We start from the raw sequence: 18,950 nt of genomic DNA on the forward strand, positions 1-18,950 counted from the left end.
CAGAACCATGAAAAATCACTGGTTATGGATGGTCATCGGATGTGGCCTACCCCTATTGCTTATTTTTTTCGCTCCCGTATTCGGGATCAAAGGTAACCTGACCCTGTTCACTTTTATCGTAATCATGTTTGCTGTGCATTTGTTAATGCCAATGCGACACGGTGGCCACAGTCATGGTCTAACAGAGGATAATCTGAAAAGAAAAAGTGAAGAAAAACAGGACAAGGACAAAGAACAGCACCACCATTGAAAACGAAAAACTTATGAAGAAGAAGTTTCAAATAGACGGGATAAGTTGTGGAGGCTGTATCACAAGGGTCAAGAAGGTTTTGGAAGGCCATGAGGCTATAGATGAAGCGAAAATATTCTTGAATCCAAAAGGAGTTGCCAAAATCAATATGAACGAGAATCTTTCAATAAATGATTTGCAGAAACAACTCGATCAGCTTGGCGGTTACAAAATAACCGAAATAGAATAATTAAGTATTAACATTTAAAACAAAAAAACTATGCATTATTTCGATGGACACTGGGGCGGTATGCACTTTATATGGTGGATCATATGGTTGATCCTATTAATCTGGATATTCTTTGTCCCACACGACATCCCCTATCGGAAAAACGAGAACGAGAACCCAAACGATATTCTTAAAAAGCGATTTGCCAAAGGCGAAATCTCGAAAGAAGAATATGAGGAATCAAAGAAAGTTTTGGAATCTGATAAATAACAAAAAACGAAAATCATGAATCGAATCAACATAAAAAAATTAGGCTTTGCCATGGGGCTTACAGGAGCATTGGTATATCTGGGTTGTATAGTAGTAATGTTAACAGCCGGCCGTGAGGGAACAATAGATTTCTTCAACAGTTTGCTGCACGGGTTGGACACTACAAGTATTATTAGAATGGATATCCCCCTTCGGGAAGCGGCCATAGGCATTGTCCAAACTTTTATCATAGGGTGGCTGATCGGAGCACTTATAGCGGCATTTTATAATGTACAGTTAAAAAACAGAAGAGTGTGAAAAAAATAGCAGTAGTAGGATATGGAGTCATCGGAAAAAGAGTGGCCGATGCCGTTAATGTACAAGAGGATATGGACCTTTTCGGGGTCTGCGACATCATTAGCGATTGGCGTATACAGACCGCCTTGGAAAAAGGTTTTGCAGTATTTGCCGCAACCAAGGAAGCAGATGAAAAAATGCGATCGGAGGGAATATCCGTTGCAGGTTCTATGCAAGAGCTATTGGAACGGGTTGATCTGGTTGTGGATTGTACCCCCAAAAAGATTGCGGCTAAAAATGTTGAAACCTATAGGGAAAAAGGAATCAAATTTATCCTTCAAGGAGGGGAAAAACATGAAACCACAGGCCATTCCTTTAGTGCAGAGAACAATTATGAATCGGCCGTAGGTTTGAATTCGACAAGAGTGGTTTCCTGCAATACCACATCCATTTTAAGAACGCTGACTGCACTAAAAAGAGCCGAACTACTTGACTATGGGAGGGGCACCCTTTTGAGAAGGGCTACAGACCCCTGGGAAAGCCATTTGGGGGGCATTATGAATACGATGGTGCCCGAAAAGGAAATCCCGAGCCACCAAGGTCCGGATGCCCAAAGCGTGGATCCCGATCTCGATGTAATTACATCGGCGGTAAAAGTACCCCAAACTTTGAGCCATATGCACTACTGGAACGTAAAGCTAAAGAGAAAAGCATGCAAAGAGGAAGTGCTAGCGGCCCTTAAAACCTCGACCCGTATCAAATTGATACGCTACGATCAAGGGCTGGTCTCGAACAACACCATTAAGGAAATGTATCTGGATATGGGACGGCCTTGGGGCGATATGTACGAAGTCGCCCTGTGGGAAGACATGCTCAAAGTCGTGGTCGACGAACTGTTTTATGCCTATGTGGTGGATAATCAGGCCATCGTAATTCCTGAGACCATTGATGCGATACGAGCATTGACGGGTATCGAAAATGATGGTCAAAAATCCATCGTCAAAACCAATAAAAGTTTAGGAATTAATTAAAAAATAGAGATGACATTTGAAGAAATAAAGGAACATTTAGGGGACAAGGCATCTTTCTACCTGGAACATGTTAGCAATAAGATTACCAAGGATGAATTGCAGTTACCAGAGAAACACATTGTAGACAAGGTATTCGTCAACACTGATCGAAATACTCGGGTCCTCGGAAGCCTTTCACAACTTTATCGTCACGGAAATCTTGCTGGCACAGGATATCTCAGCATTCTTCCTGTCGATCAGGGTATTGAACATAGCGCCGCTTTTTCCTTCTATAAAAATCCTGACTATTTTGATCCTGAGAACATCATAAAATTGGCTATCGAAGCAGGCTGCAACGGAGTGGCCTCGACTTTCGGGGGCTTGGCCCTTTACGCGCGGAAATATGCGCATAAAGTTCCGTTTATCGTAAAAATAAATCACAACGAGCTTCTGACCTATCCCAACAAATATGACCAAACCCTCTTCGGTACAGTGAAGGAAGCTTGGAACATGGGTGCCGTTGCAATCGGTGCGACCATTTATTTCGGTTCCGATGAAAGTAATCGGCAGTTGAAGGAAATCTCCGAGGCATTTGTGGAGGCGCACAGTCTTGGGATGGCCACCATTCTCTGGTGTTACACCCGAAACGAAGCTTTCGAAACCGATACAGAAGATTATCATTCATCGGCCGATTTGACAGGGCAGGCCAATCATCTTGGGGTTACTATACAGGCGGATATTATCAAGCAAAAGTTGCCAACTACCAATTTTGGATTCAAAAACATTGGATTCGGCAAATACGAAGATGCCATGTATGAAACCTTGACCACGGAACATCCCATTGACCTATGTAGGTTACAAGTGGCAAACTGCTATATGGGAAAAATCGGGTTGATCAACTCGGGAGGTGGCTCCAAAGGCGAATCCGATTTGGCCGAAGCAATTACCACCGCAGTAATCAATAAACGAGCGGGAGGCTCCGGTCTGATCTTGGGAAGAAAGGCTTTTCAGCGGCCGTTCAAAGAGGGGGTAGAACTGTTACGTGGCGTACAGGGCGTTTATTTAGAGAAGAAAGTAACCATAGCATAATGGATAATCAAGAATGTTCGATACGGAAATAAAATCACTGAAATCCCTTAACCACTACCTGCAAAAATTGGTGGAAGATAGGTTATGGCTAAAAGTCATCATTGCACTGTTCCTTGGGGTCGGTCTCGGACTGTTGTTAAGTCCTCAAAATGGTTGGATAACCAAAAGCACTGCCGATGTTCTTGGCAATTGGTTGGCCCTACCTGGCATGCTCTTTCTTAAATTGGTACAGATGATCATGATACCCTTGATCGTTGCCTCTATCATTACAGGTATAGCAAGTAATGACAAAGAGAATCTGAGAAAGCTAGGTGGTGGGGTGCTCTTATATTTTATTTCCACAACAATTATTTCGGTAACTATAGGTACGATCCTTGCCTTAATCTTTCGCCCTGGCAAGTATCTACATCAACAAGCCGCTGTGGATCATGAAGAGGCTTTGACCAGTAATGCCGAAAGCACCGAGCTGTCATTCGGCTTGAACGATATCCCCACTGCTATAACAAATTTGTTGCCCGACAATCCCTTGGCATCCATGGTAAGTGGCGAAATGTTGAGTATCGTCATTTTTACTATTATAATAGGTGTTGCCGTATTGTCCCTTCCCGACGACTTGCTAAAACCCGTAAAATTATTATTGAGTGCCATTCAGGAAATCTGTATGACCGTGGTCAAGTGGGCCATGTTGTTGGTGCCGGTGGCGGTATTCGGCTTGATGGCGCAACTGACCTCTAGCGTTGGTCTAAATTCCCTTTCAGGTCTGGGCTTTTATGTGCTCGTCGTCTTGATAGGGCTATTGTTGTTGGTCATAATTTACCTGATAGGTGTAAGCCTTTTGGGCAAGGGAAATCCGTTACGGTTTTTACGTAAGATCAGGGATGTGCAACTGCTGGCCTTCTCGACCACAAGTTCCGCGGCGGTAATGCCGCTCTCCCTCAAAACTGCGGAAGAAGAACTAAAGGTTGATCCTACAATCAGTAATTTCATAATCCCTATCGGAGCCACCGTAAATATGGACGGCACGGCGCTTTACCAGACCATAACCACCCTCTTTATTGCCCAAGCATACGGACTGGAAATGGGCCTTTTGAATGTCATCGTGGTGGTGGTTACCATCGTTGCGGCGTCTATAGGGACACCTGCAATACCCGGAGGGGGCGTTGTGATTTTAGCTTCCGTACTATCCGGTGCAGGCATACCGGCAGAAGGAATAATCATCATAATAGGGGTGGAACGGTTGCTTGGAATGTTTCGGACGGCAGTAAACGTTACCGGCGATCTTACGGCCTGTATGGTATTCAATCGATTTTATGGAAATATGCCCATCACAGGCTCAGATAAAGTACTAAAAACACAAGAAGAGTGTTCCACTGTTTAAAAACCAGAATATGAAAAGATCGACCGATGACGTGAACGTTAACAACCAAGATTGAACTATGGACACAAATATTAAACATGTTGGGGCATTTATCTCGGTATGCGATTCCCCTGGAATGAATGCAGCAATTTACCCAACCATCTTTACAAGCTTCTTCACCCGCTATGAAAACCTGAAGCAACTTGCTTGCTTTTGCGGGGCAGCCCCCTTTGAGTATACCTACGGGACCAGCCCTCAAAAGTGGGCCAAAACACACCATATGGAAAACCGCGTCTTAAAAAGGCAATTCCACATGTGTGCCCTCTCTGCAATCAATCACGACCCGGAATTAAGGGAATACTACCAACGAAAAGCAGCCGAGGGAAAGAATAAAATGCTGGAGATAAATAATGTTCGGAATAAACTAATCCTGAGGAACTGTACCGTGATGAAGCGTCAAAAACCCTAGGTTCGGGAAGCTGCGTTATGATCAGAATTAGGTTTTGACTGATTCATGGAAATCCGGCTGACACAACATTGACAATTATTGCCGAAACTATCATACACAACTTAAATTGTTTCGAGAAGTGCAACGCTTTTTTAATGAAATGACAGGCAAAAAGGCGACAACGCATATCATAAAGATCAAACATATACTACCTAATAATAATAACAATGAAAAATATACTAGTACCCACAGATTTCTCTGAAAACTGCACTAAAGCTGCGAAACTCGGAATAGACATGGCCAAACTTTTTGATGCCGAGATTCATTTTTTCCATTTGATACAGACCCCTGTTGATTGGGTAAAGCTGGAGAAGGAAAAGGAAAAACGGCATCCTGAAACCTTGAAAAAAATCGGCAGTGCAAAATCCGCTTTACGCGAGCTGGAAAAGAAGGCAGAACAGGAACATTTGAAATGTCAAACCTTCCTTCAATATCAAGTAGGAACCAAGCATATTATAAAACATTCGGGGCATTTTGACCATGATTTCATTATCACGGGCAGTAGCGGCACTAAGGGTGCTGTACGTGAATTGTTGGGTAGTTACGTGGAAGAGATCGTCAGAAAATCGGATGTTCCGGTAATCGTGGTCAAGGAGGACGAGGTTGCTTTCCCTTTTAAAAATATCGTATTTGTTTCTGATTTTGAAGAGGATGTAAGTCAAGCATTTAAGCATGTTATTTCCATTGCAAAAAAATGCAATGCACATATCCATCTATTGCGCGTCAATACGAAAACGGATACCAATAGTATTCAAGCAGGACTAAAACCTATCCAAACATTTGTTGAAAAGTTTCCAGGCCTGAAACATTATTCCATGTTCGTCAATAACGAACCCTCTGTAGAGGTGGGAATCAATACCTTCTTAACGTATGAACCGGCGGATTTAATTGCCATGTGTACGCACGGGAATACGGGTTTCTTAAACTTATTTTCCAAAAGTATCGCTGAGGGTGTAGCCAATCATTCCACACTTCCGGTAATGACAATACGCATTTAGGAATGGGAGTAATACAGGTTAAAAAATATTCGGGCGAAATGGAGGCATTTGATATGAATAAACTTGTCAACTCCCTAAGACGTTCTCAGGTCGATGAAAGTCTTGTACAGCAAATCGCCCATGAAGTAGAAGGAAATATTGAGGATGGAATGACCACAAAAAAAATCTATCAAATGGCCTTCAGGATGCTAAAAAGCAGGGCAAGGGTAAGTGCGTCGCGATATAAGCTAAAAAAGGCCTTAATGGAACTTGGGCCATCCGGTTACCCCTTTGAAAAATTTGTTGGCAAAGTATTGCAGTATGAAGGCTTTGAGGTAGAAGTAGGGGTACTCGTCAAAGGCGATTGTGTACAGCATGAAGTGGACGTGATTGCCCAAAAAGGGAATAGGCACTATATGATAGAGTGTAAATATCACAGCGACCAAGGCCGGTTTTGCAATGTGAAAATCCCGCTCTACATCCAATCTAGATTTTTGGATGTTCAAAAGCAATGGGAAAAGCAAGAAGGTCACAAAAACAAATCACACCAAGGCGGTGTTTACACCAATACCCGATTTACAAGTGATGCCACACATTATGGAAACTGTGTCGGGTTAATGCTGACCAGTTGGGATTATCCCAAAGGAAAAGCACTAAAGAATAGAATAGACACAGCTGGCCTGCATCCCTTAACCTCACTGACCACGATTACCAAATCGGAGAAATCGAAATTGTTGGAACATGGAATTGTACTTTGTAGGGAAATAAAGGACAATCCCGATGTGTTGAAAAAAGTTGGGATTGATGGGGCCAGACGAAAAAAGATTCTAGCCGATTCGCAAAGTCTATGCGAAACCCATCAACCAAACACTTGAATTATGACCGAAAGAACTATTAATATCCATTTTTTAGGAGCGGCTGGTACTGTTACTGGTTCCAAATATCTTCTGGACACAGGGGACAGAAAAATACTTATCGATTGCGGTCTGTTTCAGGGGCTCAAAGAACTACGCTTAAAAAACTGGGAATATCCACCTGTAAACGTCACCGAAATTGATGCCGTATTGCTTACCCATGGCCATTTGGACCATACCGGCTATCTGCCAAGGTTGGTAAAGCAAGGTTTCAAAGGGCCTATTTATGGCACCTATCCCACTTTGGACATCGCCAAGATTATATTGAACGATAGTGCCAAAATACAGGAACAAGAGGCCGAACGTGCCAATAAGGGAGGGTATTCAAAGCACAGTCCCGCAGAACCGCTGTACGATTTAAAAGATGTTGAAAAGACCATTCCGTATTTCAAGGGAATACCACTCAACCAGTGGCTTCCCATTTTAAAAAATGTAAAAGCAAGATTTCAGTATAACGGACATATTCTCGGAGCAACCTATATTGAATTGGATGTGCAGGACAAACGATTTGTCTTTTCAGGGGATATTGGTAGAACAAACGATTTGCTCTTATATCCACCTGCTAAACCAAAAAGAGCCGACGTGCTGTTTATGGAATCAACCTATGGCGGTAGGTTCCATCCCGAAGAGACGGAAGCGCTTCCCGAAATTGAAAAATTGGTCAACGAAACCGTTTCAAGGGGCGGTAGCCTTTTTATACCAAGTTTTTCGGTTGAACGCGCCCAATTGATGATGTTGATATTCTGGAGGCTATTAAAAGAAACCAAAATTCCGAAAGTCCCCATGATAATGGACAGCCCAATGGGTGCCAATGTCTTGGAACTATTTCACAGAACACGTGACTGGCATAGGTTGGAAGATGACGAGTGTGACAAAATGTGCTCCCACTTTACCGTTGTTAGCAGCTACCGTGAAACTATGGAACTGAGAAGTGATGACAAACCAAAAATTGTCATTGCCGGAAGCGGAATGCTCACAGGCGGCAGAATGTTGAACTATCTGGAAACCCAGGCACAAAACCCCGATAACACTTTACTCTTTGTTGGCTATCAAGCGGAAGGTACCCGTGGAAGAAAATTATTGGAAGGAGAAAAGGAAATAAAAGTGTATGGAAAGACTGTATCCTTCAAAATGCAAGTGGCCGAGATTGAAGGTCTTTCGGCCCATGCAGACCATGCCGAATTGTTGGATTGGTTGAGTGATATAAAGATTCAGCCAGAAAAAATATTTATCGTTCATGGCGAAAGAGAAGGGGCCGAGGCCTTAAAACAGGGAATCAAGGAAATCTATGACTGGGATAGTGAAGTTCCCCAACTCTATGGTATCGAAGAGTTAAAGTAGGTAAGAAATTACGAAAGAATAACATGGAAATGGAAGAAAAATCAAACATCCTCAAATATAAATCGCTAGGTATTTACACGCAAAATGAAAACGTTGTGTATATGCGAGAAGATTGTCATGTCTGTATTTCAGAAGGGTTTGAGGCATTGACCCGTATAAGGGTATCGAACATGAGCTCCTCGATAATTGCAAGTCTGCATATCATTACTTCAGAAGTTCTTAGGCAGGGCGAAATAGGGCTGTCACAAATAGCAGCAAAAAAACTCAAAGTATGGGACGGCGAAACGTTATACGTGTCCCATTTGGAACCCATAGAATCATTGAGCTTTGTAAGGGCAAAAATTTATAATCAAAAGCTCGGTTATACAGCTTACAAGGACATCATCACGGATATCATCGAAGGCGATTATTCCAATATCCACTTATCGGCATTTATTACGGCCTGTGCAGGCGACCGAATGGATATCGATGAAATCTCGGACCTTACCAAGGCGATGATATCCTCGGGAAAACAACTGGATTGGAAGAAGGAAATAGTGGTTGACAAACACTGTATCGGGGGATTACCGGGCAATAGAACTACGCCTATCGTTGTCGCAATTGCCGCCGCTTACGGGCTGACCATGCCCAAAACTTCCTCACGGGCCATTACTTCTCCAGCGGGTACGGCCGATACTATGGAAGTATTGACGAATGTTACCCTTTCTGGCGAAGAAATCAAACGTGTCGTGGAACAGGAAGGCGGCTGTTTGGTATGGGGCGGTACGGCACAATTAAGCCCAGCGGACGATATTCTCATTAAGGTGGAAAAAGCCTTGGATATTGATAGCGAAGGTCAACTGATTGCCTCGGTATTGTCTAAAAAAGCGGCTGCAGGTGCTACCCATGTGGTAATCGACATTCCTGTTGGGAAAACGGCCAAGGTGCGCAGTGAAGAGGCCGTGCAAAAACTCAAGGAACATATGGAAGCCGTAGGCAATGCAGTAGGGCTTAAAATAAAGGTGGTCATTACCGATGGCAGCCAGCCCGTGGGCAGGGGTATCGGCCCTAATTTAGAGGCGGTTGATGTGCTAAGTGTTTTGCAGAATAAGAGGGATGCGCCACAAGACCTAAAAGAACGAGGATTATTGTTGGCGGGGCACCTCTTGGAGCTATCGGAAAAAGTGGAAACAGGAAAAGGCCTTGATACAGCGAAAGAATTGTTGGAAAGCGGAAAGGCTTATCAAAAATTCGAGGCCATCTGCAAGGCCCAAGGAAGATTTTCAAAAACCTATGTTGCCCCTTACCAATTTGAGATGCATGCACCTAAACGTGGTAAGGTCAAAAAAATAAACAATCGAAAGATTGCAAAACTCGCAAAATTGTCGGGAGCACCACAATCCAAATTGGCGGGCATTTCGATGAACGTCCGGTTGGGCGATGAGATAGAAAAGGGGGGATTGCTCTATATACTCCACGCAGAAACAAATGGGGAACTGAACTATGCCTTGGAATATTATGAGAATCATGATGATATAATTACAATCCAATAAAAAGAACTTATGCAAACGATATTATTTAGCCTTCCCGGCAACCAAGAATTAACGGAACTCCTAGCAAAGAAAATGAATGCCGAAATCGGGGAATGTGCGATACGAAAATTTCCTGATGGCGAGTCCTATACTCGCATTCTGTCCGATGTAAAAGGAAAATGTGTGGTATTGGTCTGTACCCTTCACGAACCTGATGTAAAGTTGTTGCCTCTTTACTTTTTGAGCCATACGGCCAAATCATTGGGGGCAATGTGTACCTGTTTGGTGGCACCCTATTTGGCTTATATGCGCCAAGACAAGGTTTTTAACGATGGTGAGGGGGTTTCCTCCACCTATTTTGGAAAATTGATTTCGGGCTTTGCCGATAGTATCACGACCGTCGATCCCCATTTGCATCGCATAAGTTCTTTAGGCGAGGTATATGATATTCCGAATAGGGTTATCCATGCCGCGGATGCCATCTCCAAATACATCAATGAAAATATACACAATCCGGTATTAATAGGCCCTGATTCCGAAAGCGAGCAATGGGTTTCCGATGTAGCCAAAAAAGCCGAAGTTCCATTTACCGTATTGCAAAAGGTGCGCCATGGTGATCGTGATGTTGAAGTTTCCGTACCCAATGTAGCGAAATATAAAGTATCCACTCCAGTCCTGGTGGATGATATCATATCTACGGCTCAGACAATGATAGAAACCACGGAACATTTGAAGAATGCCGGAATGAAACCGGCGATATGCATCGGAATCCATGCTGTTTTTTCCGGAAACGCCTATCAAGACCTTTGGGATGCCCATGTGAAAGATATCATTACTTGCAACACCATACCACACCAATCGAACGGTATTGACCTAAGTGATGTCATAGCCCAGGAAGTAACTGAACTGATGTACCATACATGAAAAGTACCATTTACATTTTGACCGTTTTATTGTCATCTTTTTTAGTACAGGCACAAGAAGAAATGCTTATAGGCCAACTCGCCGACAGATTGGTGGTGCGGGAAAATTATGATGAAAATGGAGTTTTTCGCAATAAGCAAACCTTTCAGGCGGGAGGGTTAATAGAAACGGATGGATATTATGAAATTGAGGTAGAAACCGAATTCTTTGATGAAAACGGGAATTCAACGGATAAATACTCCACCACCTATCGCTGTCGGCCAGAAGCATCGAGTGTTATGGTAATGGCATTTCCATTTTCAAATCGAAAATCGAAAGAAACCGAAATAAACACCAGTTCCAAAAATTTCAAAGATTTATACAACATGGACAGTTTGAAAAATGTTGAACTTGAAATTAGTTTTGATTCGGGATTACTGGATTTTTTCGGCTCAAAAAGTAAAATCTACATTTTTGACCGAAAGCTTAATCCTAAAACAAAAGACATTCAAATCAATTCAAAACTTACGGTGAAAGCCTATTCGTGGGGCATACGCATAAAGGAACTTGAATATTCAGTTCTTGAAAAACTATCGAAAAAAGGGCTGTTGTCCTATCAAAAATTTGTAGAAAACGACGGAAGCTATTTTACGATAATCTATAAATAATAGCAAAGAAAATGAAGAGTTACGATACACTTTCAGAGGCGATAAACGCACTTCAAAATAGGGGATATACCTATAACTTTAATCTAAATCCCCATTGTTTGGAATGTGCCGCCTTAAAATTGGAAATACATCCCGAAAATTTTAAGGTGGATGAAATGCACCGCTTTGAAGGAATGAGCAGTACCGATGACAACAGCATTCTGTATGCAATTTCATCCAAAGATGGAATTAAGGGCACCCTAGTCGATGCCTATGGGGTATATGCACAGAACATTTCCGAAGAAATGCGAAAAAAACTACGATAACACTTCAATAAAGAACATGGAAAATCACGAGCATCACAAACACGATCATAGTAAAAGAAGTAAGGGTTCCGCAAAGGAAAAGGCAGTGGATAAAAAGACCGAATTGAAAGATTCACTGGCCGAAAAAACCGAGCATGGCCATACCAAAACCATGGATAAGGAACACAATATGAGCCATGATGAACATTCCGACCATAATCCGAAACATGGGCAGATGGGTCATGACCACCATAAGATGATGATCGCTGACTTTAGAAAACGTTTTTGGGTAACCTTGGTACTGACCATACCCATTCTATTTCTGTCGCCGATGATCCAAGAATTTTTCGGCTATGATTTTTTGTTGCCGGGCAACCCGTACATTCTATTCGCAATATCGTCCATAGTTTATTTCTATGGTGGCTGGCCTTTTTTAAAGGGATTCTGGTCTGAGGTGAAAAAAGGTGCCCCGGGAATGATGACCCTGATTGCCATGGCCATAAGTGTGGCCTATTTTTATAGTTCGGCTACCGTTTTTGGCCTTGAAGGTGTTGATTTCTTCTGGGAACTGGCTACCCTTATAGCCATTATGCTTGTAGGCCACTGGATAGAGATGAAGAGTGTTCTGGGAGCCTCAAAAGCCCTGCAATTATTGGTAAGTATGATGCCCGCCGAAGCACACCGCGTAAATGGCGAAACAATAGAAGATATAGCACTGGAAGATTTATTGAAAGGTGATTTGATCCTGATAAAACCAGGAGAGAAAGTTCCTGCGGACGGTATTGTCGTGGAAGGATCGAGTTACTTGAACGAATCAATGCTTACGGGGGAATCTAAACCTGTAAAAAAAGAACTAAACGACAAAGTGATAGGTGGTTCGGTAAACGGAAACAGTAGTTTAAAGGTCAAGGTAGAACATACTGGTAAGGATAGTTATCTCAATAAAGTGATAACCATGGTCGAGGAAGCCCAAAAAACAAAATCCAAAATGCAGAACCTTTCAGATAGGGCTGCCAAATGGCTTACCTATATTGCATTGGCCATTGGTTTTGGCACATTGGCTGTTTGGCTTGCATTGGGATTCCCCTTTGTATATGCCTTGGAACGAATGGTCACGGTTATGGTCATTGCCTGTCCCCACGCATTGGGTCTTGCCATTCCATTGGTAGTAGCCATTTCCACAGCAGTTTCGGCACAGAACGGGTTGTTGATCCGCAACAGGACGGCATTTGAAGAATCCCGAAAAATATCCGCTCTGCTTTTCGACAAGACCGGAACGCTGACCAAAGGGGATTTTGGTGTTACCCGTATAGAGTCGGTAGACAATAACAATTCCTCGGCCGAAGTATTACGGCTCGCCAGTGCTTTGGAACAAAGTTCCGAACACCCTATTGCAGTTGGCATCATCAAAAAAATCAAGGAGGATAAGGTAATCATCCCAAAACCTAAAAATTTTAATTCTATAACCGGAAAAGGTGTTGAAGCCACTGTTGAGAACAAAAAGATAAAAGTGGTAAGCCCTGGTTATTTAAGGGATGAAAAAATAGATATTCCAAAAGATGCCTATAGTGATGCTGCTGAAACAGTTGTATTTGTTTTAATCGATGGGAAGTTGGCAGGATACATTGCACTTGCCGATGAGATCAGACCGGAATCCGCCGAAGCGATCAGGATTTTCAAAAAGAACAATATTAAAGTGCTCATGGCAACAGGAGACAATGAAAAGACAGCAAAGGCGGTGAGCGAAAAATTAGGACTTGACGGGTATTATGCCGAAGTTTTGCCACACCAAAAGGTTGAAATCGTAAAGCAATTACAGGAAAAGGAGGAATTTGTAGCAATGACCGGCGATGGGGTTAACGATGCCCCTGCACTGGCACAGGCCAATGTTGGCATTGCAGTCGGTTCAGGTACCGATGTAGCCGCAGAGACAGCAGATATTATTTTAGTAAACAGCAATCCACAAGACATCGCTAACCTGATTTTGTTTGGGAAGGCCACCTATAACAAGATGATCCAGAACCTGATATGGGCTACCGGTTATAATGTTGTCGCAATACCCCTTGCCGCAGGAGTCCTATACGCTTCGGGATTTGTCCTTGGTCCGGCCGTAGGAGCCGTATTTATGAGCTTGTCAACCATCATTGTCGCCATAAACGCCCAATTACTAAAAAGGAAAATTGCGAAGAAATAGATGAACAAGCCACAAAAACTTGGCAGGATATTTTTGATTCTGCTAAGTCTATTTGTCGTTATGTTAGGGTATGGGATACTACTGCCCATTCTCCCCTACTATACGGAAAGATTGGCATTAAAAGATAATTTAGATGCCGACCGGATTAACTTCCATATCGGCATGTTGACCAGTATTTATCCGTTGTTCCAACTCATATTCGTAATTGTATGGGGAAGACTTTCCGATAAATATGGTCGTAAGCCCATAATTCTAGTAGGCCTAATCGGATTTATAACAATGAACTTGCTGACCGGGCTGGCTACTTCGCTTACAATGCTCTATTCCGCCCGCATTTTTGGGGGAATTTTCACTTCATCCGTCATTCCTGTAAGCAATGCCTATCTAAGTGACATAACCTCTCAAAAGCGAAGAACCAAAACAATGGCATGGTCCGGAGTGGCCATTAGTTCTGGTGTTATTTTTGGCCCTGTTTTGGGCGGCCTCTTATCGCAGACCAATGTGCACTTGGAACTATCTTTTGGGATATTTCATTTTAACCGATTTTCGATTCCATTTCTTTTTGCCGCCATATTAGGTTTGATCATATTGTTCGTAATTATAAAATGGTTGAAGAACACGGCAATTGTGACCAGGATTAGAGAAAAAACGATAAAATTTGATTTTACCTTAAGTAACTATTTTATCATCCTACTGCTGCTATCCTTTGTAATGCAATTTGTTGTGACCCTCTTTGAAACCGTCTTTTCAATCTATGGCAAGGATGAATTGGCGTTCAATAGTAGTCAAGTGGGTATAGGCTTTATGCTTTGCGGTTCTGTGATGGCGGTATTACAGCCTGTTTTTGCTACTTATGGGGAAAAGATAATAACCTCAAAACAGCAAATAACGTTAGGCTTATTGATAACAGGGGTATCGCTCTTAATGTTCCCTTTTTTACAAAGTGAGCTATCTGTATATGGTATGATAATACTATTTGCCAGTGGCGGTGCCATGGTAACCCCGAATCTGCTTTCGGCAGTCTCTTTGTTATCCAAGGAAGATACGGGAAGAAATATTTCCATTCAAAGCTCCTCCAACAGTATCGGCCAGATTTTAGGGCCTGTGTTGGGAACATGGTTGCTGGCAGGTGGCTTTTATTATCCTTTTATAATTGCAGGATTGATCATTTTGATGGCGATAGGATTGGTTTACTATCTACAAACAAAAAATTAGGGTTTCTTGTTATTGTGAAAAAAAAGTAACCCTATTTTTATGGGGTATGAAAAAGGAATAATCAATTTATTGATAATGCATCAATGAGTTTCGTCGGCCTGCAATCGTGATGACCAAAGCGTTCAAGAAAATAATAATCTTGCTTTATCGACATGAGTTCACAGAATATGTATGTGCGAGATAAAATTAATTGCATCGGTTGAGTCACTAAGTTAAAAGGAGAAGCTAAAGTAGGAGCCTTTTTTTCTTATCACTCCATGTCAAACCTCGAATCAATACAAACAAGTCACCTCTTTTGATAGACCGAAATAGAATTCTCCTTAAAATTTGTAATGTACAGATATTCCATATCCAACAAAACATCCGTAGGATAATTGATCCCTTCTTCCAAAACTTGAAACAATTGCCCATCATAGCCATAAATCAAAACACGATCGTTCTCTTGATCTGTTACCGCTATTTCCTGACTATTCAATTCAATACCAGAGGCCACGTTTATTTGGTCATTGAGACCAATCGTCTTTAAGTGTTTTCCACCAAAACCAAAGACCTGAACCCTGTGGTTATAGGCATCGGCAACATATACCTTGCTGCCTCTCAGTTTTACATCAATAGGATAATAGAGCTTACCATCTTGATGACCTTGCTTTCCAATCGTGACACTCGTATCCGCGGTCTGTATAATAATACGGTGGTTATAAAAGTCCGCTATGGCCACCGTATCCCCATATACCGATACTCCTGCGGGGGCTTGAGGACGTTTTTTTATTTGAAGGGGGTTCAACCTTCCGTTCCGATACTTCCAGATGGTGTCCGTCAAAAATTCGGGGATGTACAACGACTTTTTATCACTGTGGATGTTCATTGGCCGTTGTATGCCAATAATGGAATCCAAGACCCTTCCGTTCAAGTCAATTCTAAAAAGTCGGAAATAATCCGGGTCCGAAAACCAAATGGTTTCCCCGTCCTTGGCCAATGCCAGGGGACGGGATTCTATAGGTAGCATAATTTTCCTTTCGAAATGCCATTGTTTTTGAACCTTTTTACAACTAGATATGAAAAGAAGCAAAAAAACAACGGGGAAGATGTACACCTTTCTAAAATTCATACCAAAAATTTACAATCATAGAAATGAAAACCAGGGATGTAATTATCCATAGAGACCAGGAGTTGATACCACGATGGATTTTACCCTCTTGGCACGACTTCCTCCGGCAAAGCTTCTTTGAGCCTTCAAAATTTTTATAGTGTGCGACCCCAAGGCTGCCAACCGAAAATAGGGTCAGATAGAGCTCAGCGGGGTGTACCCATTGAAAACCTCTACTTATAAATCCCAATCCGGCCACCACCGAAAGCAATGCGGGAATGAAACAACACATCAAGGGAAGAACGGCAGCAAGCAAACTGGAACCCAATAACATTTTGTCGAAAGACTTCATAAAAACTTATTTGATTTTTGTAAGTGTTATGGCCCATCGGCCCGAAAGGTTTCCATCCTCCTCATCTTCTACCGTACCACTTAAAGTTGTCATTCCAGGAGTCAATGCTTGCAGTAGTTCAGTCGGTGAATGCTGCGATATATCAAATAGCTCTTGGCCGGTATCAATTACCCACAGCCCGTTTACCTTCTTCACGGTTCCTGAAATGGTGATTTGGGCTTTCTTTGCTGAAAATCCATTTTGTTTCACTTCTTCCTGAATGCCCTGTAATGTGAGTTTGTTTTCAGTTGCCAGTTCCAAATACGCTTTTCCATCGTTAAGGCTCACCCTTACATTTTGAAGTCCGTCCATTTTTTTTAGACCGCGTTCCAGGCCATAAGCACAAGGCGCACAATCCATCCCATAGACCTCTTGGTCCACTTTTTGAATCTGTGCCTCTGAACTCAAAGTACCAAGTAATGTTATTATCAAAATCAATGCTATTTTTTTCATCTTCTTAATTTTTAAAATTTGATTCTATTATAACCAATAACTTAGATTAATGGATACTCTGTAATTTTCTTTTATTGAGCTTGGGGTCAGGTCCTGCACCACCGGAAACAAGGCTCCAAATGAAATCCCCCACGCTCCGTACAAACCTAAAAATGAAGGCCCCATCAATACTTTTTTGCTTCTTGAATCCCTAAAGTTTTGTTGTTCGTTATATTTATTGTCTCCCGGAAATTCTGCCACGGTTTCTATAAAAATCCTCCAATCGGGTTTTGGATAATCGCCCATAAAGATATTGGGACGATACCCTACCACGACACTCGCGTATGGCAGGTCGCCAAGTTGTTCGTTGTCTTTTTCAAAATAATACTGATAGCCACCGCCTAACCACACATACCAAGTACGTGAGGCGTATCCCGTAGAAATTGCACCGTGGATGGAATTGCCCACATTTACTTGCCCTCGAACATCATCAGTAGGGGCTGATACCCCTAAAATCGCTGTAGATTCAAATCGCTTCCCGACCCCATAGGCATTGGAAAAAAATCGGTACCAAAGAGATGCTTCAATATCACCATTGGCGGGCATATTGCTGTTTCCCCTTGTTCTCGGTGCATTGTCAAGGCGCTCTATCATAGTGGGTGTGGTCAAGTTAATCTGCAAATCTTCTGTGATACCATAGGAAAACAGATAACGCAGCATATAGGATGTTTCGTTCTCGGTGCTCAAACTCATACTTGCGACATTTAAATCCACGCCTCCCTTGGCGAGGGTAGGGGTCTGTAAACCGTATAAGGGCCCGTGTCCCTGTGCATTAACAATAGTTATTGTCGATGAGCAAAGGATAATGATGAGAACGAATCTGAGATGAAAAGTGGAAAAGGACATAATCACTTGTTTTTAAATGTTAAGCTGCTATTTCTTAACAACCCTCGGCACAGCAACAGGATATTTGGTAAAAAATGGCTGTACCCAAATCTTTTTTTTAATTTTGCCCAATACCTGCTTCTATCAACTTTTCTTTGGTAATGGCGGAATCCTTGCAGCAATCCAGTAATTTTCCATTTACGGCTATTGCGGGTATTTTTTGTACCCCATATTCGTTCATCTTGGTAAGACAAGTCTTATCATCGCATTTTTTTACCAAATCGTATGTTGTCACTTCACATCCATCACAGGTCAGTTCCTCAATCATTTTGACCACTGGGTCACAAACGGGGCAGTTGGCTGTAAAGACTTCTACTTGACTTTTCATAATCTATTTTTTAATAAAATTTTATTCATAATGGCTTATTAAATAAGCACGGTACAAAGGTAGGTGGGTGCCTGGGGTGGTCTCCAAACAATATTTCAAAAAAAATGACCCATAATTTTGGGCCATTAACTGGGGTCGTTGTTTCGCTAGTACTATTCCTTGTTGGAGTCTTCCAATTTGGATTTAAGTGCGGCGATTTCTTTCATTTTGTCAGTAAGACTTTCCAGTTCCAAGTCAGGAAACTGTTTCCGTATAAATTCAATACGGTCTTCATTACCACAATCTCCAGGACAAGCTTCCAAGGTTTCTGAAATTTTGATTGCTAAAGCCTTTCTGTAAGTTTCGTCCAGTAACAGAAAATGAGCCTTGTCCAAACCCTTTTGTGCTGCCTTGAACTGTATCAGTATCTTTTCAGGATCTGTATCCTCGTCCAGCATCTTCATGAGGCCGCTAAGTTGCCCATTGATACTTTGCAATCTTGTTTTTATGTCCTTACTTAAATCCCGTGGTATCATTGATAAAAATTTTATTGCAATGTAACTATGCTCTTGGGGTGGTCTCCAAATAATTTCCCGAATTTATTGGCAGCATTTTGAATCTTCCTGAATTGGTGGACAGGATACAGTACCGTAAGAACAGAATACACAGCAATCCCCGTCATTTGGTTTTAATACTTGATTGCAATTATCACATTCATAAAAGAATTGACAGGCCGTTGTTGGCATTTCTTCTTCTTTTTTGTGGCCACATTCTGGGCAGGTAATCGTGGATTTTAATATAGTAGTTTCCATA

23 protein-coding genes are annotated in these 18,950 nt (G+C 42.1%); 17 read left to right on the top strand and 6 right to left on the bottom strand.

Annotated features, from left to right (window positions below; translation table 11 throughout):
• Positions 1-7: 7 nt before the first annotated feature.
• From AC3DKS_RS04360 to AC3DKS_RS04440, 17 genes are all read left to right on the top strand, one after another.
• Positions 8-250: a hypothetical protein gene (locus AC3DKS_RS04360; RefSeq protein WP_272606745.1), complete on the top strand. Its 243-nt coding sequence runs from the start codon at positions 8-10 to the stop codon at positions 248-250.
• Positions 251-263: 13 nt separating this feature from the next.
• On the top strand, positions 264-479 hold the full coding sequence (locus AC3DKS_RS04365; RefSeq protein ID WP_272606746.1) for a heavy-metal-associated domain-containing protein: 216 nt from the start codon (positions 264-266) through the stop codon (positions 477-479).
• A 60-nt stretch (positions 480-539) separates the two neighbouring features.
• On the top strand, positions 540-728 hold the full coding sequence (locus AC3DKS_RS04370; protein ID WP_272607129.1) for an SHOCT domain-containing protein: 189 nt from the start codon (positions 540-542) through the stop codon (positions 726-728).
• 15 nt (positions 729-743) lie between these two features.
• Positions 744-1,025 carry a DUF5676 family membrane protein gene (locus tag AC3DKS_RS04375; RefSeq protein WP_474730878.1) on the top strand — a complete coding sequence of 94 codons (282 nt, stop codon included), beginning with the start codon at positions 744-746 and terminating at the stop codon, positions 1,023-1,025.
• Positions 1,022-2,035: a type II glyceraldehyde-3-phosphate dehydrogenase gene (locus tag AC3DKS_RS04380; RefSeq protein ID WP_272606748.1), complete on the top strand. Its 1,014-nt coding sequence runs from the start codon at positions 1,022-1,024 to the stop codon at positions 2,033-2,035. The genes AC3DKS_RS04375 and AC3DKS_RS04380 overlap by 4 nt, the downstream gene beginning before the upstream one ends.
• Positions 2,036-2,044: 9 nt before the next feature.
• Positions 2,045-3,103: a class I fructose-bisphosphate aldolase gene (locus tag AC3DKS_RS04385; protein WP_272606749.1), complete on the top strand. Its 1,059-nt coding sequence runs from the start codon at positions 2,045-2,047 to the stop codon at positions 3,101-3,103.
• 13 nt (positions 3,104-3,116) lie between these two features.
• Positions 3,117-4,481 carry a dicarboxylate/amino acid:cation symporter gene (locus AC3DKS_RS04390; protein ID WP_272606750.1) on the top strand — a complete coding sequence of 455 codons (1,365 nt, stop codon included), beginning with the start codon at positions 3,117-3,119 and terminating at the stop codon, positions 4,479-4,481.
• 58 nt (positions 4,482-4,539) lie between these two features.
• Positions 4,540-4,929 (top strand): transposase, encoded by a 390-nt coding sequence (locus AC3DKS_RS04395; protein ID WP_083760666.1) that lies wholly within the window; start codon positions 4,540-4,542, stop codon positions 4,927-4,929.
• 206 nt (positions 4,930-5,135) lie between these two features.
• The gene (locus AC3DKS_RS04400; RefSeq protein ID WP_041326891.1) at positions 5,136-5,966 is read left to right on the top strand and encodes a universal stress protein; all 831 of its coding nucleotides are present in this window, start codon (positions 5,136-5,138) and stop codon (positions 5,964-5,966) included.
• 2 nt (positions 5,967-5,968) lie between these two features.
• Positions 5,969-6,820: an ATP cone domain-containing protein gene (locus AC3DKS_RS04405; RefSeq protein ID WP_015752950.1), complete on the top strand. Its 852-nt coding sequence runs from the start codon at positions 5,969-5,971 to the stop codon at positions 6,818-6,820.
• Positions 6,821-6,823: 3 nt separating this feature from the next.
• Positions 6,824-8,200: an MBL fold metallo-hydrolase RNA specificity domain-containing protein gene (locus AC3DKS_RS04410; protein WP_015752951.1), complete on the top strand. Its 1,377-nt coding sequence runs from the start codon at positions 6,824-6,826 to the stop codon at positions 8,198-8,200.
• 23 nt (positions 8,201-8,223) lie between these two features.
• The gene (locus AC3DKS_RS04415) at positions 8,224-9,732 is read left to right on the top strand and encodes a thymidine phosphorylase family protein (protein ID WP_238528090.1); all 1,509 of its coding nucleotides are present in this window, start codon (positions 8,224-8,226) and stop codon (positions 9,730-9,732) included.
• Positions 9,733-9,741: 9 nt separating this feature from the next.
• Positions 9,742-10,635 carry a ribose-phosphate pyrophosphokinase gene (locus AC3DKS_RS04420; protein WP_015752953.1) on the top strand — a complete coding sequence of 298 codons (894 nt, stop codon included), beginning with the start codon at positions 9,742-9,744 and terminating at the stop codon, positions 10,633-10,635.
• Positions 10,632-11,282: a hypothetical protein gene (locus AC3DKS_RS04425; RefSeq protein ID WP_041326892.1), complete on the top strand. Its 651-nt coding sequence runs from the start codon at positions 10,632-10,634 to the stop codon at positions 11,280-11,282. Before AC3DKS_RS04420 ends, AC3DKS_RS04425 begins: the two co-directional genes overlap by 4 nt.
• Positions 11,283-11,293: 11 nt before the next feature.
• On the top strand, positions 11,294-11,587 hold the full coding sequence (locus AC3DKS_RS04430) for a hypothetical protein (RefSeq protein WP_015752955.1): 294 nt from the start codon (positions 11,294-11,296) through the stop codon (positions 11,585-11,587).
• A 151-nt stretch (positions 11,588-11,738) separates the two neighbouring features.
• Positions 11,739-13,760 (top strand): copper-translocating P-type ATPase, encoded by a 2,022-nt coding sequence (locus AC3DKS_RS04435; protein ID WP_394330209.1) that lies wholly within the window; start codon positions 11,739-11,741, stop codon positions 13,758-13,760.
• Entirely contained in the window at positions 13,761-14,975 is a 1,215-nt protein-coding gene (locus AC3DKS_RS04440) for an MFS transporter (protein WP_015752957.1), read from the top strand. It begins immediately after the preceding gene.
• Between the two features lie 286 nt (positions 14,976-15,261).
• On the opposite strand, the gene AC3DKS_RS04445 is transcribed toward AC3DKS_RS04440, so the two are convergent.
• From AC3DKS_RS04445 to AC3DKS_RS04470, 6 genes are all read right to left on the bottom strand, one after another.
• Positions 15,262-16,083, bottom strand: coding sequence for an NHL repeat-containing protein (locus tag AC3DKS_RS04445; RefSeq protein ID WP_015752958.1), 822 nt, complete (start codon positions 16,081-16,083; stop codon positions 15,262-15,264).
• A 337-nt stretch (positions 16,084-16,420) separates the two neighbouring features.
• Entirely contained in the window at positions 16,421-16,906 is a 486-nt protein-coding gene (locus AC3DKS_RS04450; protein ID WP_015752959.1) for a heavy-metal-associated domain-containing protein, read from the bottom strand.
• Positions 16,907-16,933: 27 nt separating this feature from the next.
• Positions 16,934-17,638 carry a hypothetical protein gene (locus AC3DKS_RS04455; protein WP_238528091.1) on the bottom strand — a complete coding sequence of 235 codons (705 nt, stop codon included), beginning with the start codon at positions 17,636-17,638 and terminating at the stop codon, positions 16,934-16,936.
• 250 nt (positions 17,639-17,888) lie between these two features.
• Entirely contained in the window at positions 17,889-18,158 is a 270-nt protein-coding gene (locus tag AC3DKS_RS04460) for a thioredoxin family protein (RefSeq protein WP_015752961.1), read from the bottom strand.
• A gap of 152 nt (positions 18,159-18,310) precedes the next feature.
• On the bottom strand, positions 18,311-18,673 hold the full coding sequence (locus AC3DKS_RS04465) for a metal-sensitive transcriptional regulator (protein WP_015752962.1): 363 nt from the start codon (positions 18,671-18,673) through the stop codon (positions 18,311-18,313).
• A gap of 63 nt (positions 18,674-18,736) precedes the next feature.
• Entirely contained in the window at positions 18,737-18,949 is a 213-nt protein-coding gene (locus tag AC3DKS_RS04470; protein WP_083760667.1) for a GDCCVxC domain-containing (seleno)protein, read from the bottom strand.
• Position 18,950 lies beyond the last annotated feature (1 nt).

Source organism: Robiginitalea sp. (assembly GCF_982776155.1).

Bases quoted from the DNA above. Each gene is read 5' to 3' on its own strand.
- AC3DKS_RS04360 (WP_272606745.1), top strand. From the start codon at position 8: ATGAAAAATCACTGGTTATGGATGGTCATCGGATGTGGCCTACCCCTA.
- AC3DKS_RS04365 (WP_272606746.1), top strand. From the start codon at position 264: ATGAAGAAGAAGTTTCAAATAGACGGGATAAGTTGTGGAGGCTGTATC.
- AC3DKS_RS04370 (WP_272607129.1), top strand. From the start codon at position 540: ATGCACTTTATATGGTGGATCATATGGTTGATCCTATTAATCTGGATA.
- AC3DKS_RS04375 (WP_474730878.1), top strand. From the start codon at position 744: ATGAATCGAATCAACATAAAAAAATTAGGCTTTGCCATGGGGCTTACA.
- AC3DKS_RS04385 (WP_272606749.1), top strand. From the start codon at position 2,045: ATGACATTTGAAGAAATAAAGGAACATTTAGGGGACAAGGCATCTTTC.
- AC3DKS_RS04390 (WP_272606750.1), top strand. From the start codon at position 3,117: ATGTTCGATACGGAAATAAAATCACTGAAATCCCTTAACCACTACCTG.
- AC3DKS_RS04395 (WP_083760666.1), top strand. From the start codon at position 4,540: ATGGACACAAATATTAAACATGTTGGGGCATTTATCTCGGTATGCGAT.
- AC3DKS_RS04400 (WP_041326891.1), top strand. From the start codon at position 5,136: ATGAAAAATATACTAGTACCCACAGATTTCTCTGAAAACTGCACTAAA.
- AC3DKS_RS04405 (WP_015752950.1), top strand. From the start codon at position 5,969: ATGGGAGTAATACAGGTTAAAAAATATTCGGGCGAAATGGAGGCATTT.
- AC3DKS_RS04410 (WP_015752951.1), top strand. From the start codon at position 6,824: ATGACCGAAAGAACTATTAATATCCATTTTTTAGGAGCGGCTGGTACT.
- AC3DKS_RS04415 (WP_238528090.1), top strand. From the start codon at position 8,224: ATGGAAATGGAAGAAAAATCAAACATCCTCAAATATAAATCGCTAGGT.
- AC3DKS_RS04420 (WP_015752953.1), top strand. From the start codon at position 9,742: ATGCAAACGATATTATTTAGCCTTCCCGGCAACCAAGAATTAACGGAA.
- AC3DKS_RS04425 (WP_041326892.1), top strand. From the start codon at position 10,632: ATGAAAAGTACCATTTACATTTTGACCGTTTTATTGTCATCTTTTTTA.
- AC3DKS_RS04430 (WP_015752955.1), top strand. From the start codon at position 11,294: ATGAAGAGTTACGATACACTTTCAGAGGCGATAAACGCACTTCAAAAT.
- AC3DKS_RS04435 (WP_394330209.1), top strand. From the start codon at position 11,739: ATGGATAAGGAACACAATATGAGCCATGATGAACATTCCGACCATAAT.
- AC3DKS_RS04440 (WP_015752957.1), top strand. From the start codon at position 13,761: ATGAACAAGCCACAAAAACTTGGCAGGATATTTTTGATTCTGCTAAGT.
- AC3DKS_RS04445 (WP_015752958.1), bottom strand. From the start codon at position 16,083: ATGAATTTTAGAAAGGTGTACATCTTCCCCGTTGTTTTTTTGCTTCTT.
- AC3DKS_RS04450 (WP_015752959.1), bottom strand. From the start codon at position 16,906: ATGAAAAAAATAGCATTGATTTTGATAATAACATTACTTGGTACTTTG.
- AC3DKS_RS04455 (WP_238528091.1), bottom strand. From the start codon at position 17,638: ATGAGTTTGAGCACCGAGAACGAAACATCCTATATGCTGCGTTATCTG.
- AC3DKS_RS04460 (WP_015752961.1), bottom strand. From the start codon at position 18,158: ATGAAAAGTCAAGTAGAAGTCTTTACAGCCAACTGCCCCGTTTGTGAC.
- AC3DKS_RS04465 (WP_015752962.1), bottom strand. From the start codon at position 18,673: ATGATACCACGGGATTTAAGTAAGGACATAAAAACAAGATTGCAAAGT.
- AC3DKS_RS04470 (WP_083760667.1), bottom strand. From the start codon at position 18,949: ATGGAAACTACTATATTAAAATCCACGATTACCTGCCCAGAATGTGGC.